Below are 14,892 nucleotides of genomic sequence, written 5' to 3' on the forward strand. Positions count from 1 at the left end.
CAGTCGGGCCCGTCATGCGGACCCGATTGAGCTGATCACTTGTTGGGTAGCGGCCCGATCACCATGACCATTTGGCGCCCTTCCATCTTGGGGAAGTTCTCCACCCGGCCGATCTCTTTGGTGTCGGCAGCGACGCGCTCCAAAAGCTCACGACCGAGGTTCTGGTGCGCCATCTCACGGCCACGGAACCGGAGGGTAACCTTCACCTTGTCGCCACCTTCAAGAAACTTGAAGACATTGCGCATCTTCACATCGTAGTCGTTCGTATCCGTGTTCGGACGGAACTTGACCTCTTTGATCTCGATGATCTTCTGTTTCTTGCGGGCTTCGCTCTCGCGCTTTTGCTGTTCATATTTGAACTTGCCGAAATCCATGATCTTGCACACGGGCGGCTTGGCATTGGGCGAAATTTCAACAAGGTCGAGGCCGGCGTCATCGGCCATTTCCATGGCGCGCTGTGGCGAGACAACGCCGACGTTTTCGCCATCGGCACCGATCAGGCGGATTTCGGGGGCACGGATCTTGTCGTTGACGCGCGGGCCGGTGTCACGTTGGGGCGGCGCGTTATGAGGTCTGCGAGCGATGGTGATGGTCCTTTGATTGTTACCTAATTCGAGAATGCAAGGTAAACCCGCGTGGGGCCATCTTCAAGTCGCAAAATCACGCTATGCGTGGGCTTTGGGGCGATTTACCCTTGATCTGGGGCGATTGTGGCGCAATTCACGGCTATGCGGCCCCGGGGGAAATCTTTAACCTCGCGGGGCGTAGATTAAGGGGAATGGAATGAAGAATCTGGTCTGGTTGGTCGTGGCGGCGCTGATTGCGCTGGCGGGCTATATGCTTTTCACCGGCAAAGGGCCGCAGGAAGTGGCCATCGAAGCTTCCGAGGCGATCAATGCGCCCGAGGTGGCCGAAGATATGACCAACGCCGCTGAAGACGCCGCCGATGCAATCGCGGGCAGCGTGGATGCCGCCGGGGAGGCGATCAGCGATGCCGTGGATGACGCAACCGAGAGCGCCAATGACGCGGGGGAGCCTGCGGCGCAGAATTAAGCGGCTCCGCGCAGCGCGGTAAAGCAAAGGCCGTGTCCTGGGAACCGGGCGCGGCCTTTGCTTTGGTTTGATCCGTCTGACGGATTACTCGGCGGCGGGTTTCATTTGGAAACCTTCCTTAACCTGATCGGCAGGGGTCACCGGGTAGTCGCCCGAGAAACAGGCGTCACAATACTGCGGGCAGTCGGCGTTGCGGCCTTCGGCTTCGCCCACCGCGCGGTAGAGACCGTCGAGCGAAATGAACTTGAGACTGTCGACCTGCAAGTGGTCGCGCATCTCATCCTCGGACATGGTCGCCGCCAGTAGCTTTTCGCGCTGCGGGGTGTCGACGCCGTAGAAACAGGGCCAAGCCGTGGGGGGGGAGGCGATGCGGAAGTGCACCTCTTTCGCGCCCGCGTCGAGGATCATCTCTTTGATCTTGCGCGAGGTCGTGCCGCGCACCACCGAGTCGTCGACCAAGATCACCCGCTTGCCCTTGATCAGCGCACGGTTGACGTTGAGCTTGAGACGGACCCCCATGTTGCGGATCTGCTCGGTCGGCTCAATGAAGGTCCGGCCCATATACTGGTTGCGGATGATCCCCATCGCGTAGGGAATACCGGATTCAAGGCTATAGCCAATCGCCGCCGGGGTGCCGCTGTCAGGCACGGGACAGACGAGATCGGCCTCCACAGGGCTTTCCTTGGCCAGTTCGCGGCCAATATTCTCACGCGTTTCATAGACCGAGCGACCGCCGAGGATGCTGTCGGGGCGGCTGAAGTAGACATGTTCGAAAATACAGAAACGCGAGGCGACACGGCGGAAGGGGAAATGGCTTTCGACCCCTTTCTCGGTGATCACCACCATCTCGCCCGGTTCGATCTCGCGGACGAATTCCGCGCCGATGATATCGAGCGCGCAGGTCTCCGAACTTAGCGCCCAGCCATCGCCGACACGGCCCAGCACCAGCGGGCGCACCCCCAGCGGATCGCGCACGCCGATCAGCTTGGTGCGTGTCATGGCAACGACCGAAAAGGCCCCCTCGACCCGGCGCAGCGCATCTTCCATCCGCTCGGGGATGTTTTGCTGCAAGGATCGGGCCATCAGGTGAATGATGCACTCACTGTCGGATGAGGATTGGAAGATCGAGCCCCGCTCGATTAACTCACGGCGCAGGGCGTTGGCGTTGGTGATATTGCCGTTATGGGCAATCGCGGCGCCGCCCATGGCGAACTCGCCAAAGAAAGGCTGCACGTCGCGGATCGCGGTGGGGCCTTTGTTGCCAGAGGTCGAATAGCGGACGTGACCGATGGACAGCTCGCCGGGCAGGGTCTGCATCACATCCTGCGAGGTGAAATTGTCGCGGACATAGCCAAAGCGGCGGGCCGATTGGAAACCGGCGGCGGGATCGTAGCTGACGATGCCGCCAGCCTCTTGTCCACGGTGCTGGAGGGCGTGCAGGCCAAGGGCCACGAAAGTGGCGGCATCGGCAACGCCAACCACGCCAAAGACGCCGCATTCCTCCTTCAGTTTATCCTCATCTCCGCTGTCACGCAGATAGGAAGTGTCAAAGGGATGGGCGGGCGGCATGTGCTTGGACAACGGGGCAACTCCGAATCCGGGTGAGGTCGCTGCCTATGTAGGGGCTTCGCAAGCGGCTGTCACCCCGCATGTCGCCTGCGGGGGGCATGAGGCAGGATAAAGCGCCGCATTGCCCGCCAAGGAGGCGCCCCCCGTAACCTGCCAAGCCCAAACGCAAATCAGGCGGCCATGATGCTCTGGCCGCCTGTCTAAAAGGATTATGTTAAGAGATTATGAAGGCCTTAGGCGCTACATTTGCCCACCAGCGCCTCATAGCGGTTGGTGATCCAGCCGAGCGCCTCTTGCGGGTCTTTTTCTTCGATCTGGCCGGTGAAGCGCGAGAACACGGCGGCGGAGCGGCTGTTTTCGACCATTGTGGTCCGCTCACCGGTGATGACGGTGTCGTAGACGAAGAAGGCAATCGCGACGAGCAGCACGCCGCGCACGACTCCGAAGATGAAGCCAAGCCCTTGGTCCACGCCGCCCAGCATAGAGCGGTGCACGAGCGAGGAGAACAGCGGCGTGAAGAGCGAGACCACGATAAGCGCCGCGGCAAAGACCAGCGCGAAGGCACCGATCACCGACAATTCGCAGCTATCGGCCAAGAATTCGCCCACATAGGGCAGTTCACGCACCAGCGGCTCGACCTGCGGCGCAAAGAGAAAGGCCAGCACGGCCGCTGCAATCCAGCCGACAATCGCCATCAACTCGCGCACTAGCCCGCGGCCATAGGCCAGCAATGCCGATAGCACGATGACAACCGCGACCACCCCGTCAATAATGGTAAAACCGTCCATGCGCGTTCTCGCCCTCGTCTAAGGGGGGATCAGCCCGCCCCGAAAATTTCGCCAACAAATCCGGTCAGATCGCTCATCGTATTCAGCGCAATTCCGGTCACACCCACAGCCTTGCCGCCGCGCGGTGCAATAGCGCTCGTAAAACCAAGTTTTTGCGCCTCTTTCAACCTGTTTTCCGTCTGGCTGGCGGGGCGCAGCGCACCGGAGAGGCTAATCTCTCCGAAAACAACGGTTTCGGCGGGCAGGGCCGCGTCTTCCCGCGCCGACAAGATCGCGGCGGCCACGGCGAGATCGGCGGCGGGTTCGGAGATCTTCATCCCGCCCGCCACATTAAGGTAGACATCCAGCCCCGCGAAAGGAATTCCGCACCGCGCTTCCAATACCGCGAGGATCATCGCCAGACGCCCCGAATCCCAGCCCACCACCGTGCGGCGTGCTTGAGAATGGGGCGAGGGGGCCACGAGCGCCTGAAGTTCGACCAAGACAGGCCGGGTGCCTTCGATGCCCGCAAAGACGACCGAACCGGGAGAGGGTTGTCCGCGTTCCGACAAGAACAGCGCCGAGGGGTTGATCACCTCTGACAGACCGCCGCCCGTCATCTCGAAAACGCCGATCTCATCCGCCGGGCCAAAGCGGTTTTTCACCGCGCGCAGGATGCGGAACTGGTGCCCGCGCTCACCTTCGAAATAGAGCACGGTGTCGACCATATGCTCCACCACGCGGGGGCCAGCGATCTGGCCTTCCTTGGTGACATGGCCCACGAGGATCACCGCGACCCCGCGGCGTTTGGCGAAGCTGGTCAACTCATGCGCCGCGGCGCGGACCTGACTGACCGATCCGGGCGCGCTTTCGACGTTGTCGGCCCACATGGTTTGGATCGAGTCGATGATGGCAAGCTGCGGGCGCTCGGCCTCGAGCGTGGTCAGGATGTCGCGCAGGTTGGTTTCCGCCGCGAGTTTCACCGGCGCTTCGGAAAGGCCAAGACGCTGCGCGCGCATGCGGACCTGCGCGCTGGCTTCTTCGCCGCTGACATAGATCGTCTTGAGGCCGGAGTTGGCGAAATGCGCGGCGGCTTGCAGCAGAAGGGTCGATTTCCCGATGCCGGGATCGCCGCCCACGAGGATCGCCGAGGCGGGCACCAGCCCGCCGCCCAACACGCGGTCCAACTCCGCAATGCCCGACTGTGCGCGCGGGGGCGGGGTTTCTTGTGTGGCAAGATCGGTGAGTTCAATGGCAGAGCCGCGCCTTGCGCCCAAGGATTTGTTGGGCGGCCCTGCGGAGATGCCTTTGTCTTCGACGATGGAGTTCCAAGCGCCGCAGGCGTCACAGCGCCCGGACCATTTGGAATGTTTCGCGCCGCATTCGGCGCAGGAAAAACTGGAGGAGGATTTGGCCATGGGCCCTTTTCGCGCAGGTGCCCGATGGCGTCAAAGGAAAAGCATCCGGCCCTTGGGTGATGATCCCGGGGGGGAACCCAATGGGCCGGATGCCGCCGCTGGAATTACTCAGCGGCTTTGGGCGGCAGGTCGATCACGATATTGTCGAGCGATGTCGTCTCAGGCTTGCGCTCAGGTGTTTCGGTCTGGACCACACGTTCAAGGCCAAGCTCAGGCATAATCTCACGCATTTCCTCGCGCAGACGCTCAAGCTGGGCCACGGCGACGCTTTCTTCGAGTTCGACTTCATGCAGCCAATGTTTCATCTCGGTCGAGATCGCTTTGGCCTGATCGAGGCGGCTGTTGAAGAGTTCGACCTCTTCCTGACGCTGCTTGAGGAAGCTGCGGGCGCGGGCCAGTTTCTCATCCGAATAGACTTCGGCCAGATCGCGGGCCACGTGGCTCATCTGAGCGGCCATTTCCAGCACGGCAGGCTCCAGCGTGGCGAGGTCGGGATGATCGCGCAGATAGGCCAGACGCTCGCGCACCGAATCGAATTCCGAGCTCATCTGAAAGGTTTCGGCCCGGTCGGCGGCGTGCACGGCGGCATAGGCGCGGGCCACGTCCTGCATGCCGACATTGAACTGACGGTGCGAGGTCTCAAGCTGCATGACACGGCGGTTGGTGGGCAGGAAAAAGCACAGGCCCACAGCAAGGACGGTCAGCGCCAGTTGGGCGTACATCCCGGCGTTTTCGACAGGCTCACCGCCGTATTGCAGATCAAGGCTGATCCAATTCCAAAGGCCAAGGGCCGCCATGATGCTGGCCCCCGTAAGGGCAAGCGCGGCGAGGGCAAAAACCACAACGGCGAGCCGCTGAAAGGCGAATTGAATGAGGTAGGCAAAGGAACGAAGCTGGGACATACTTTCTCCCCCCTGGAAGAGCTACTAAGCAAGTTTCTGCCGACCAACGCCTCCTTATCCTTCTTTGTTCCCATTCCCTGCGGGATTATGCTGAGGATTTAACGTAGTTTTGCCAAGATTATGGCACAACCGCAGGTTTTTCGGAAGTTATTTGCGCCTGCGCCGTGCAATTCGTGATCGGCAGCGCAGGGCAGGGGCGATGCGTACCGTGGGGGAACGCCAGTGAGTCGCGCAGCGACTCTCTCGGCGGCGTGCTGCGATGCGGGGGAAAATCGCCGACCTAACCGGCGTAGTTTCGCGCGTATCTTGCGCCCAATGAGGTGAGCACCTCATAGCCGATCGTGCCCGCCCAATCCGCCAAATCGTCAATGCCTTGGCTTTGCCCCAGCAGTTGCAGGGTCGCGGGCACCTCCTCCAATGCAGAGACATCCACCGTGATCAGGTCCATTGAGACGCGGCCAAGGATGGGCAGGGTAACACCCTCATGCTGGAAACAGGCGGTGCCGGTCGCATTGCCCATCGCGCGCAGAAGGCCGTCGGCGTAGCCCGCGGCCACGGTGGCGAGCTTCACGGTGCTCTCCGCAGTCCAAGTGTTGCCATAGCCCACAGTCTCCCCGGGGGTAACGCTGCGGGTCTGGATCACCGGCACGTCGAGGATGACCACGGGCCGCGCCTCTGTGAAAGGGCGCCCGCCGTAAAGACCGATGCCGGGCCGGGTGACGTCGAAATGATACTCCGGCCCCAGCAGAATGCCGCCCGTTGCGGAGAGCGAGCGCGGCACCTCGACCCCTTGGGTCATGTCGCTGAAACTGCGCAGTTGCGCATCGTTCATTTCATGATCCGGCGCGTCCGAGCAGGCCAGATGCGACATGATCAGCCTGGGGTTCTGGCTCAGCGCGATGTCGCGCAGGGCCGCCCATTCCGCGGGCTCCATCCCCAGCCGGTTCATCCCGCTGTCGAGTTGGATGCCGAAAGCATGGCCGGGCAGGGTCTCTAGCTGGCGCAGCAGTTGCTCGGTCGAATTGATCATCGGCGTCAGCGCGGCACCGGCAATCGCCTCCGCATCTCCCGCCATATGACCGGAAAAGACATTGATCACCGGGCCTTCGCCCAAGGCTTGGCGCAGGGCCACCCCCTCTTCGGTAAGGGCCACGAAGAACTGCCGCGCCCCGGCCTCGGCCAATGTCTTGGCCACACGGGCGGCGCCCAGCCCATAGCTGTCGGCTTTGACCACGGCGGCAGTCTCGGCCTTTGTCATACGGTCGAGAGCGCGCCAGTTGTCGGCGATGGCTTGAAGGTCGATGGTCAGGGTCGATTTCGTCATGCGCGGATGTGGGCCGGAATGAGGGGGGAGGTCAAGCGGCCAAGGGCACCTAACGTCATGCGCGACAGGGAGGCGGGGGATTTGTTACAGTTTTGCCTACCGGATGCGCAGGATGGGGAGGTCAGGCGGATGTCAAGGATCAAGATCATGTTCGGCCATGCGGGCGTGTCGCTCATGGCGCTGGCCGCTGTGGTGGCCTTTGTTGCGATGCTTTGGGGGGCGCCGCTGTGGTCTTGGCCGCTGGTGCCGCTGGGGGGCGCGGCGCAGATGCTTAATGAGTACAACCTGCACCGCCATGTCTTTCACCTTGCCCCGCCCAAGCGGCAGTGGGCCTTCGATCTGCTATACCGCGCGCATTATGGGCACCATGACTTCCCGACCAATCACGGGCTGTTCTTCGTGCCGCTCTGGGTCGCGCTGCCGATGCTCGTGGGGAATTTCCTTCTGGTCTGGGGCATCGCGGCGCTTTTGGGGGTCGAGGCGAGCATCTGGATCGCCACGGCGATCGTGCCTCTGGGTGGGGTGCTGACCTTTCTGGGCTATGAGTGGTTTCACATGACGGCGCATCTGACGGTGCCGAAAACGGCGGTGGAGCTGCATGTCACCCGGCTGCACAACCAGCATCACTTTCGCGACTTCAACAAGTGGTTCCACGTCAGCCCGGGCGGGGAGATCATTGACCGGGCCATGGGCACCGATATCGACACCGAGGCTTTGAAACAGCAGCAGCGGGTGGCTTTTATCCGCACCTTGGGGATGCAGCCCGACGATCCAAGACTGCTGGCCGCCCGAGCGAAATTCGCCGGGAAATACGGGCTGAACGAGGCCGAAGTGGCGCGCGCCGCGCGGGGATAGATGTGAAACTTCCGTAACGTTACCCGAAGGGCGCTTGCCTGTTCCCGTGGCCCGGGTAGGCTTGGCCCAATTCAAGGGAGGACGAACCATGCACCGACATATGACCACCACAGCCCTGCTTGCCGCGGGCCTTACCGCTGGCGCGGCGCAGGCGGAGAACCGGATCGACCGGCAATTGCCGAATGCGCCCGAACTTGCGGCCTATGGCGACTATGCCGTGGGGGTGCGGACACTGGAGATGGTCAACCCCGGCCAGATCGACATCCTCGCCATCGACCCCGCCGCCGACAAGCCTGAGGAGATGCCGCGCTATGACCGGCCGCTCACGGTCGAGATGTATTATCCCGCCGCCGAGGGGGCGGAGGGCGAGACCTCCTTCAAGGCTTATCTCCGCGACGGCACCACCGAGGTCACGCTCGAGGGACAGGCCATGCGCGACGTCGATCCGGCGGAGGGCGAGACCTTTCCGCTGGTACTGATCAGCCATGGCTATCCGGGCAACCGGTACCTCATGTCGCATCTGGCAGAGAACCTCGCCTCCAAAGGCTATGTCGTGGCCTCGATCGACCATACCGACAGCACCTACCGCACGCAGGCGGCTTTTGGCTCGACACTGGTGAACCGCTCGCTGGACCAGCTTTTCGTGCTGGAGCAGATGGCGCAGAAGGCCGCGGAGGGCGGTGACTTCGCGGGGCTCTATGATGCCGAGAACACAGGTCTGATCGGCTATTCCATGGGCGGCTACGGCGCGATCATCACCGCCGGGGGCGGGGTGACGGAGGCATCGGTCGGCTACACTTGGGGCGGGCCGCACGGGACGCTAGGCATTCATCAGGCGGGCTCCGAGACGCATGACGCGCTGCCCGGTCCGCGCATCAAGACCGCCGTGGCTTTCGGCCCTTGGGGCATGAACCGCGGCTTCTGGGATGCAGAGGGGCTGGCGGGGGTCCAGAACCCGATACTGTTCATCGCAGGTTCGCAGGACGATACCTCGCTCTACGAAAACGGCATCCGGGCGATCTGGGAGAACACCTCGAACGTGGACCGCGCGCTGCTGACCTACATGAATGCGGGCCACAACGCGGGCGCGCCCATGCCGGCGCCAGAGGAAGCCTATTACTTCAGCGAGGACAAGGGCTTCAACATTTCCGAGCATTACACCGACGCGGTCTGGGACACGGCGCGGATGAACAACATCGCGCAGCATTTCGTGACCGCGTGGATGGATAGTCATTTGAAGGGTGAGAGTAAGAAGGCGGCGTATCTCGATCTGGTAGAGAACTCGAACGACGGCGTCTGGTCGGTCGAGGAGGATGGGACCGAGAAGGAGGACCACAGCTACTGGAAGGGTTTTCCGGAAGGGACCGCGAAGGGGCTGATGTATGAGGTGAAGTCGGCGGCTGAGTGAGGCTGGGGCCCGGTAGCGTTGCCGGGCCCTTTTGCCACCGGGCCCGGAATCAGGCCGCAGGCGCCGGGCCATAGCCTGCTTGGCGAAAGGGGGGCCACTAGGTGAAGTTCGGCATGGCGTTCCTTAAGACCGATCATGGCGGCAAAAGCACCAGTCGAGGTTGCCACGCAGCCCGGAATCAAGCCGCAGGCGCCGGGCCATCGCCTGCCCGCCCGGACGGGTAGGCGATTTGGCTAGGCTGGGTGAGACCTCGCGGCACGCACATCATAGTTGAAAGATAAAGTGGTACCGAACTTTTGTTGCATCGCCCACCCGCAGGCAGGCGATGGCCCCAGGTTCTTTAAAATCGTTCCTCAGGGAAAACGGAAGGCTCTCCCCTCAAAACTCCTGATCGTCCCCGCCGCCCTGCTGCCAAGGCTGCACGAGGTTGCCGAAGCGGGTGAACTTGCCCTCGAAGCTGAGGTCTACCGTGCCGATGGGGCCGTGACGCTGCTTGCCGATCACCACCTCGGCGCGGCCGTGTAGACGCTCCATCTCTTCCTGCCAGACCGCCATCTTGTCGAGCTCGTGATCGCCGGGCTTCTCGCGTTCCTTGTAGTATTCCTCGCGGTACACGAACATCACCACGTCGGCGTCCTGTTCGATCGAGCCGGATTCCCGAAGGTCCGAGAGCTGCGGCCGTTTATCGTCGCGGCTCTCCACCTGACGCGAGAGCTGCGACAGGGCGATCACCGGAATGTCGAGTTCCTTGGCGATGGCCTTGAGGCCCATGGTGATCTCGGAAATCTCGTTCACCCGGTTCTCGGATTTGCCGGTGCCGCGCACGAGCTGGAGGTAGTCGATGATCAGCACGTCGAGCCCGTGGGTCCGCTTCAGGCGTCGCGCGCGCGCGGCAAGCTGGCTGATCGGCAGGGCAGGCGTGTCGTCGATGAAGAGCGGGCAGGCTTCGAGCGCCTTGGCGGCGTCGACAAAACGGCGGAACTCGGCCTCGGTCATGTCGCCCGAGCGGATCTGGTGGCTGGGGATCTCGGCGGCTTCCGAGAGAATCCGAGATGCAAGCTGTTCGGCGCTCATCTCGAGGCTGTAGAAGCCCACGACGCCGCCGTCGATGGCACCCTCGGTGCCATCGGGCTTCATCCCGCGCTTGTAGGCCTTGGCCACGTTGAAGGCGATGTTGGTGGCAAGCGAGGTCTTACCCATCGAAGGGCGCCCGGCGAGGATCAGAAGGTCCGAGCGGTGCAGACCGCCCAGTTTCTTGTCCATGTCGATAAGCCCGGTGGAGACGCCCGAAAGCCCCCCGTCACGCTGGTAGGCGGCATTTGCCACGTTCACCGCGTCGGTGACGGCCTTCAGGAAGGACTGGAAACCGCTTTCCACCTGACCCTGTTCGGCAAGCTTGTAAAGCTCCTGTTCGGCCTCGACGATCTGCTCGCGCGGCTCGGAGGAGACATCAACCTGTGCCGCCTTGGCCGAGATGTCGCGACCCAGCTGGATCAGATCGCGCCGCACGGCGAGGTCATAGATCATCTGTGCGTAGTCACGCACGGCGAAAGCGCTGATCGCCGCACCCGCGAGACGGGCGAGATAGGCCGGGCCGCCCAGCTCCTTCAGCCCCTCGTCGTCTTCCATGAAGGCCTTGAGCGTGACCGGGGAGGCGAGGTTGTTTTTGGCGATCCGCTGAGCCGCGATGTCGAAGATGCGGGCGTGGACCGGCTCGTAGAAATGCTTAGGCCCGATGACGGACGCGACACGGTCGTAGACGTCATTGTTGGTCAGGATCGCGCCCAAAAGCTGCTGTTCGGCCTCGATCGAATGCGGCATCGATTCCGGTGCCTGCACGGCCAATTGGTTCGCGTTCAGCGATGTAATCTCGTTCATGACCTCACCCATTTCTACCCAGATGGACCTCATAGCCAGTGGGTTCGCCCGGCGCAAATTGTATCTTTTGTGGATATCTTTACCGACAAAAGGCCCCACCACATTTTGCCTTGTGGTGGGGCCTTCGGTCAACATCTTGCGAAAATTCGGTTAACTTTTGCGGGATTCCTGCCAATCGCGCGGGGCGTTCAGGAAGGCTTCGACCTCCGTCAGCGTGGCCTCGTCAAAGGCCCCTTGGGCGCGGGCCTCGGCCAGCACGTCCCACCATGTGCAGAGCGCGTGGAGTGTAACGCCATGGTCGCCAAGGGTCTTTTCGGTCTGGGGGAAGATGCCATAGTGAAAGATCACCGCCGTATGGGCGCAGGTCGCCCCGGTTTCGCGAATCGCGTCGACGAAGCTGAGTTTCGAGCCGCCATCGGTGGTCAGGTCTTCGACCAGTAGCACGCGCTGGCCCGGCGTCATCTCACCTTCGATCCGCGCGTTGCGACCGTAGCCTTTGGGCTTTTTGCGCACATAGGTCATCGGCAGGGCCATGCGTTCGGCGACCATGGCGGCGAAGGGGATGCCCGCCGTCTCGCCCCCGGCGATATTGTCAAAAGCCTCGAAGCCCGCGTTGCGCATGACGGTGACGGTGAGGAAATCCATCAGCGTGGACCGGATGCGCGGGTGCGAGATCAGTTTGCGGCAGTCGATATAGGTGGGGGACGGCAGGCCGGAGGCCAGCGTGAAGGGCTCATCCGCGTTGAAATGCACCGCGCCGATCTCCAGCAACATGCGCGCGGTGAGGCGGGCCATTTCTTGGGGGCTTGGGTGGCTGGTGGGAATCATGGCAGGCGTCCTTGGGTGGGGAGAGGTCGGAGCGGTATTTAAGAAAGGATGAAGATCAGGTGGTCCAGTGCAGATCGAAACCGGGGTCGAAGACCGTGACCGGGCCGTCGGGCGTGTCGATTCTGTCGGGGTGCTGGGGCGCTTCGCGGCGCAGGGTGATCTGTGTTTCGTTCGGCGGCAGGCCGTAGAAGGCAGGGCCGTTGAGCGAGGTGAAGGCTTCGAGCTTGTCGAGCGCGCCGTCTTCTTCGAACACCTGAGCGAGGATCGCCATCGTGTTAGGCGCGGTGAAACAGCCCGCGCAGCCGCAGGGTTGCAGTTTCGCGCCGTCGGTATGGGGGGCGCTGTCGGTGCCGAGGAAAAAGCGCGCGTCGCCTGAGGTGGCGGCTTGGCGCAGGGCGAGGCGGTGGGTCTCGCGTTTGGCCACGGGCAGGCAATAGTAATGCGGGCGGATGCCACCGGCGAGGATGTGGTTGCGGTTGATCACCAGATGGTGCGTGGTGATCGTTGCGGCGAGGCCCGCCTCGGCGCTGCGGACGTAGTCCACGGCGTTTGAGGTGGTGATATGTTCCATGATGACGCGCAGCTTAGGGTGCGCGCGGCGGATCGGGTCGAGCACGCGGTCGATGAACACGGCTTCGCGGTCGAAGATGTCGACCTCGCTGTCGGTAACCTCGCCGTGGGTGCAAAGGGGCAGGCCGATTTCGGCCATGCGGTCGAGCACCGGGGCGACATTGTCGAAGTTCGACACGCCGCTAGCGGAGTTGGTGGTGGCGCCTGCGGGATAGAGTTTGACGGCGTGGATCAGCCCTTCAGCATGGGCGCGGGCGACATCGTCGGGGTCCGTCTCCTCGGTCAGGTAGAGGGTCATCAGGGGCGTGAAATCCGCGCCCTCGGGCAGGGCGGCCATGATCCGGTCGCGGTAAGCGGCGGCCTGAGCGCCTGTCACCACGGGGGGCACGAGATTGGGCATGATGATGGCGCGGGCAAAATCGCGGGCACTGTGCGGGACCACGGCGCGCAGCATATTGCCGTCGCGCAGGTGCAGGTGCCAGTCATCGGGACGGCGGATCGTGAGGCTTTGTGTCATGGGCGCGGGGCTAGCACAGAGCGAGGCCGCGCGCCAGATTGAAAACCTATCAGGTGGCGGTCGCGGCCTCGGCCACGCGCGCCTTGCGTCTGGCGCGGATGCGTTCTAGGCGGCGGGCAAAGCGGGGGGCTTTCATCCGGGCTGAGACATTGGCGCAGAGCGCTTCGAGCAGCAGTTCGCGCCCTTGGGTGTTGATCGCTTGGCTGAGGTTGCGCAGATAGGGCAGGTAATCGCGCCGCGCGCGGTAGAGAGCGGCGAAGCGGGCTGCGTCCAGCGTGCCTTCGGCGGCGGCTTGCAACAGCGGGTCTAGCTGGTCGATCTCAAGCAGGTCGGTTTGCAGCGCATCGCCCATGAAGGGCATCCGCAATTTGGTGACATTGGCGCGGGTGAAGAGCGCCGCATGCATCGCGTCGAGCCTCTCGCGCGGATCGTAGAGGACGAAGACCCGTTCGGCGGCGTCGAGCATATCGGGCGCATAGCCATAGCGGGAGGTGAAATCGAGGATGCGCATATCTGCGAAACGGTCATCCCATTCGGTGATGCGCGGGTTCAGCGTGGCCTGCGGTTGGATCGCCACCACTGCCGCGCCGGGCGCGGCCACGGAATAGGCGGCGGCAGCATAGGCGCAGGGGCCCGCGCCGTAGAAGAGCACTTGGTCGAATTCGTCGAAGAAGCCGTCGTCAATCAGCCGGTCGAAATAGGCATAGACCTCTTCGGCGCGGAACCATGTGTCACCGTCGCTGGCAAGGCACAGATGCGACCAGTCGTGATTGCGCACCATGTCCCAGCCCAAGGGCTGCGCCTTGTCAGAGAGCGCATGCATGCCCTGATAGGTCTCGAAGGTGACGAGCAGGGTCGTCTCACGCTCGATGAAGGCGGAGAAGTGGCTTTTGCCCAGAGATTGGAAATAGCCGTCTTCTTCGGCGACGGCCTCAATCGCGCGCAGCCATTTGCGTTTGGGCATATCGGCCAGTGAGCTTTCGATCGTGGGCGTCTCGCGCGGCATCGGGCATCCTCGGGCTTGTCGGGGCGGGGCAGAACCGCCGTTTCAGCTGGGTGTAGCCGGATATTAGGGCGAAAATGCGGAAAATCCGTGAGAAATTGAAGAGAATGTGACGGTTTTCCGGGGGCGCGACTAGGGAGGGGGCGTTACCACCTACGGCGGAAAGCCACGACTTTGTTGTGCGAGCCGCGGTGATAATAGGCCAAGCCCGCTTGCATGAAGGCGGCGAAGACCTTGTTGACGCCCTCGGGGCCGATCCATTGCGGGTGTAATTCGATGATCGCGGCGCGGAGGGTGTCGAGGGGCAGGGTGGGAATGAGATCGACCTCGGCCCCTTCGATGTCGCAAATCAATACGCTTGGGGTGAGATCGGCAAAGACTTGAGCCGCGTGGAGAACCTCGATCTGATGAGTCTCAGGTGGGTCTTCGTCTTTGAAACGGGTCAGGGAAGACGACAGGATGCGGTCGCGCACATAGAAATCCGCCTTGCCGGGGGCGGGGCCGAGGATCGCGTTGGTGACATGGGCGTTCGACAGTCCGTTGGCCGCGTGGACCCGCCGGATATAGGGGATGAGGTTGGGGTTCGCCTCAAAGCTATGGACCGAGGCGACATTGCGTTTGCTGGCCACCAGCGTCGACATATAGCCAACCCCGCCGCCCAGTTCGATCACCCTGTCGCCTTCGCGGACGACGCGCAGCGCGGCCTCACTCTCCTTGGCTTCATAGGCGTTCTGTCGCAGCAGCTTGCGGATCCGCCCGCGCAGGATCGCCGGATCGTCGGGAAACTTCATGCCGCGGGA

Annotated in this window: 14 protein-coding genes; 3 read left to right on the forward strand and 11 right to left on the reverse strand. The window is 62.8% G+C overall.

Translation table 11 applies throughout. The annotated features are described in order from the left end of the window. Positions 1-35: 35 nt before the first annotated feature. On the reverse strand, positions 36-584 hold the full coding sequence (gene infC / locus ACGYLD_RS01890) for a translation initiation factor IF-3 (protein WP_394401325.1): 549 nt from the start codon (positions 582-584) through the stop codon (positions 36-38). Positions 585-783: 199 nt separating this feature from the next. On the opposite strand from infC, the gene ACGYLD_RS01895 reads away from it, so the two are divergent. Next, positions 784-1,053 (forward strand): hypothetical protein, encoded by a 270-nt coding sequence (locus ACGYLD_RS01895; protein WP_394400848.1) that lies wholly within the window; start codon positions 784-786, stop codon positions 1,051-1,053. Between the two features lie 84 nt (positions 1,054-1,137). Here the strand turns inward: ACGYLD_RS01895 and purF are convergent, their stop codons facing one another. The 5 genes from purF to alr form a co-directional block, all read right to left on the reverse strand. Beyond that, positions 1,138-2,622, reverse strand: coding sequence for an amidophosphoribosyltransferase (purF, locus tag ACGYLD_RS01900; protein WP_209217844.1), 1,485 nt, complete (start codon positions 2,620-2,622; stop codon positions 1,138-1,140). A 233-nt stretch (positions 2,623-2,855) separates the two neighbouring features. Beyond that, a complete protein-coding gene (locus tag ACGYLD_RS01905) occupies positions 2,856-3,410 on the reverse strand; it encodes a CvpA family protein (protein WP_067268241.1) in 555 nt (184 codons plus the stop codon). A 29-nt stretch (positions 3,411-3,439) separates the two neighbouring features. Next, positions 3,440-4,807, reverse strand: coding sequence for a DNA repair protein RadA (gene radA, locus ACGYLD_RS01910; RefSeq protein WP_271691478.1), 1,368 nt, complete (start codon positions 4,805-4,807; stop codon positions 3,440-3,442). A 104-nt stretch (positions 4,808-4,911) separates the two neighbouring features. Next, positions 4,912-5,709, reverse strand: a complete 798-nt coding sequence (locus tag ACGYLD_RS01915) for a DNA repair protein (RefSeq protein WP_209217646.1) — start codon at positions 5,707-5,709, stop codon at positions 4,912-4,914. 280 nt (positions 5,710-5,989) lie between these two features. Beyond that, the gene (gene alr / locus ACGYLD_RS01920) at positions 5,990-7,033 is read right to left on the reverse strand and encodes an alanine racemase (protein ID WP_271691477.1); all 1,044 of its coding nucleotides are present in this window, start codon (positions 7,031-7,033) and stop codon (positions 5,990-5,992) included. A gap of 147 nt (positions 7,034-7,180) precedes the next feature. Between alr and ACGYLD_RS01925 the strand changes: the two genes are divergently transcribed. Both ACGYLD_RS01925 and ACGYLD_RS01930 read left to right on the forward strand, forming a co-directional pair. Continuing rightward, the gene (locus tag ACGYLD_RS01925) at positions 7,181-7,888 is read left to right on the forward strand and encodes a sterol desaturase family protein (RefSeq protein WP_276153892.1); all 708 of its coding nucleotides are present in this window, start codon (positions 7,181-7,183) and stop codon (positions 7,886-7,888) included. Positions 7,889-7,988: 100 nt separating this feature from the next. Beyond that, entirely contained in the window at positions 7,989-9,296 is a 1,308-nt protein-coding gene (locus ACGYLD_RS01930; protein WP_394400853.1) for an alpha/beta hydrolase family protein, read from the forward strand. A gap of 378 nt (positions 9,297-9,674) precedes the next feature. Here ACGYLD_RS01930 and ACGYLD_RS01935 read toward each other — a convergent pair whose 3' ends face one another. The 5 genes from ACGYLD_RS01935 to ACGYLD_RS01955 form a co-directional block, all read right to left on the reverse strand. Continuing rightward, entirely contained in the window at positions 9,675-11,174 is a 1,500-nt protein-coding gene (locus ACGYLD_RS01935; RefSeq protein WP_067268251.1) for a replicative DNA helicase, read from the reverse strand. 150 nt (positions 11,175-11,324) lie between these two features. Then, entirely contained in the window at positions 11,325-12,002 is a 678-nt protein-coding gene (locus tag ACGYLD_RS01940; protein WP_271691472.1) for an orotate phosphoribosyltransferase, read from the reverse strand. A gap of 55 nt (positions 12,003-12,057) precedes the next feature. After that, positions 12,058-13,089, reverse strand: coding sequence for a dihydroorotase (pyrC, locus tag ACGYLD_RS01945; RefSeq protein ID WP_271691471.1), 1,032 nt, complete (start codon positions 13,087-13,089; stop codon positions 12,058-12,060). 49 nt (positions 13,090-13,138) lie between these two features. Then, on the reverse strand, positions 13,139-14,095 hold the full coding sequence (locus ACGYLD_RS01950; RefSeq protein ID WP_271691469.1) for a phosphoadenosine phosphosulfate reductase: 957 nt from the start codon (positions 14,093-14,095) through the stop codon (positions 13,139-13,141). A 143-nt stretch (positions 14,096-14,238) separates the two neighbouring features. After that, positions 14,239-14,883, reverse strand: coding sequence for an FkbM family methyltransferase (locus ACGYLD_RS01955; protein ID WP_271691468.1), 645 nt, complete (start codon positions 14,881-14,883; stop codon positions 14,239-14,241). Between the last annotated feature and the right edge of the window lie 9 nt (positions 14,884-14,892).

It is taken from the genome of Sulfitobacter sp. 1A12056 (assembly GCF_043558125.1).
In the GTDB taxonomy this organism is placed as follows: Bacteria; Pseudomonadota; Alphaproteobacteria; order Rhodobacterales; family Rhodobacteraceae; genus Sulfitobacter; species Sulfitobacter faviae.

What these genes read in the sequence shown, in the direction of transcription:
- ACGYLD_RS01935 (WP_067268251.1), bottom strand. Translation starts at nt 11,174, where the DNA reads ATGAACGAGATTACATCGCTGAACGCGAACCAATTGGCCGTGCAGGCA.
- ACGYLD_RS01950 (WP_271691469.1), bottom strand. Translation starts at nt 14,095, where the DNA reads ATGCCGCGCGAGACGCCCACGATCGAAAGCTCACTGGCCGATATGCCC.
- ACGYLD_RS01915 (WP_209217646.1), bottom strand. Translation starts at nt 5,709, where the DNA reads ATGTCCCAGCTTCGTTCCTTTGCCTACCTCATTCAATTCGCCTTTCAG.
- pyrC (WP_271691471.1), bottom strand. Translation starts at nt 13,089, where the DNA reads ATGACACAAAGCCTCACGATCCGCCGTCCCGATGACTGGCACCTGCAC.
- radA (WP_271691478.1), bottom strand. Translation starts at nt 4,807, where the DNA reads ATGGCCAAATCCTCCTCCAGTTTTTCCTGCGCCGAATGCGGCGCGAAA.
- ACGYLD_RS01930 (WP_394400853.1), top strand. Translation starts at nt 7,989, where the DNA reads ATGACCACCACAGCCCTGCTTGCCGCGGGCCTTACCGCTGGCGCGGCG.
- ACGYLD_RS01925 (WP_276153892.1), top strand. Translation starts at nt 7,181, where the DNA reads ATGTTCGGCCATGCGGGCGTGTCGCTCATGGCGCTGGCCGCTGTGGTG.
- ACGYLD_RS01895 (WP_394400848.1), top strand. Translation starts at nt 784, where the DNA reads ATGAAGAATCTGGTCTGGTTGGTCGTGGCGGCGCTGATTGCGCTGGCG.
- alr (WP_271691477.1), bottom strand. Translation starts at nt 7,033, where the DNA reads ATGACGAAATCGACCCTGACCATCGACCTTCAAGCCATCGCCGACAAC.
- purF (WP_209217844.1), bottom strand. Translation starts at nt 2,622, where the DNA reads ATGCCGCCCGCCCATCCCTTTGACACTTCCTATCTGCGTGACAGCGGA.
- ACGYLD_RS01905 (WP_067268241.1), bottom strand. Translation starts at nt 3,410, where the DNA reads ATGGACGGTTTTACCATTATTGACGGGGTGGTCGCGGTTGTCATCGTG.
- ACGYLD_RS01940 (WP_271691472.1), bottom strand. Translation starts at nt 12,002, where the DNA reads ATGATTCCCACCAGCCACCCAAGCCCCCAAGAAATGGCCCGCCTCACC.
- ACGYLD_RS01955 (WP_271691468.1), bottom strand. Translation starts at nt 14,883, where the DNA reads ATGAAGTTTCCCGACGATCCGGCGATCCTGCGCGGGCGGATCCGCAAG.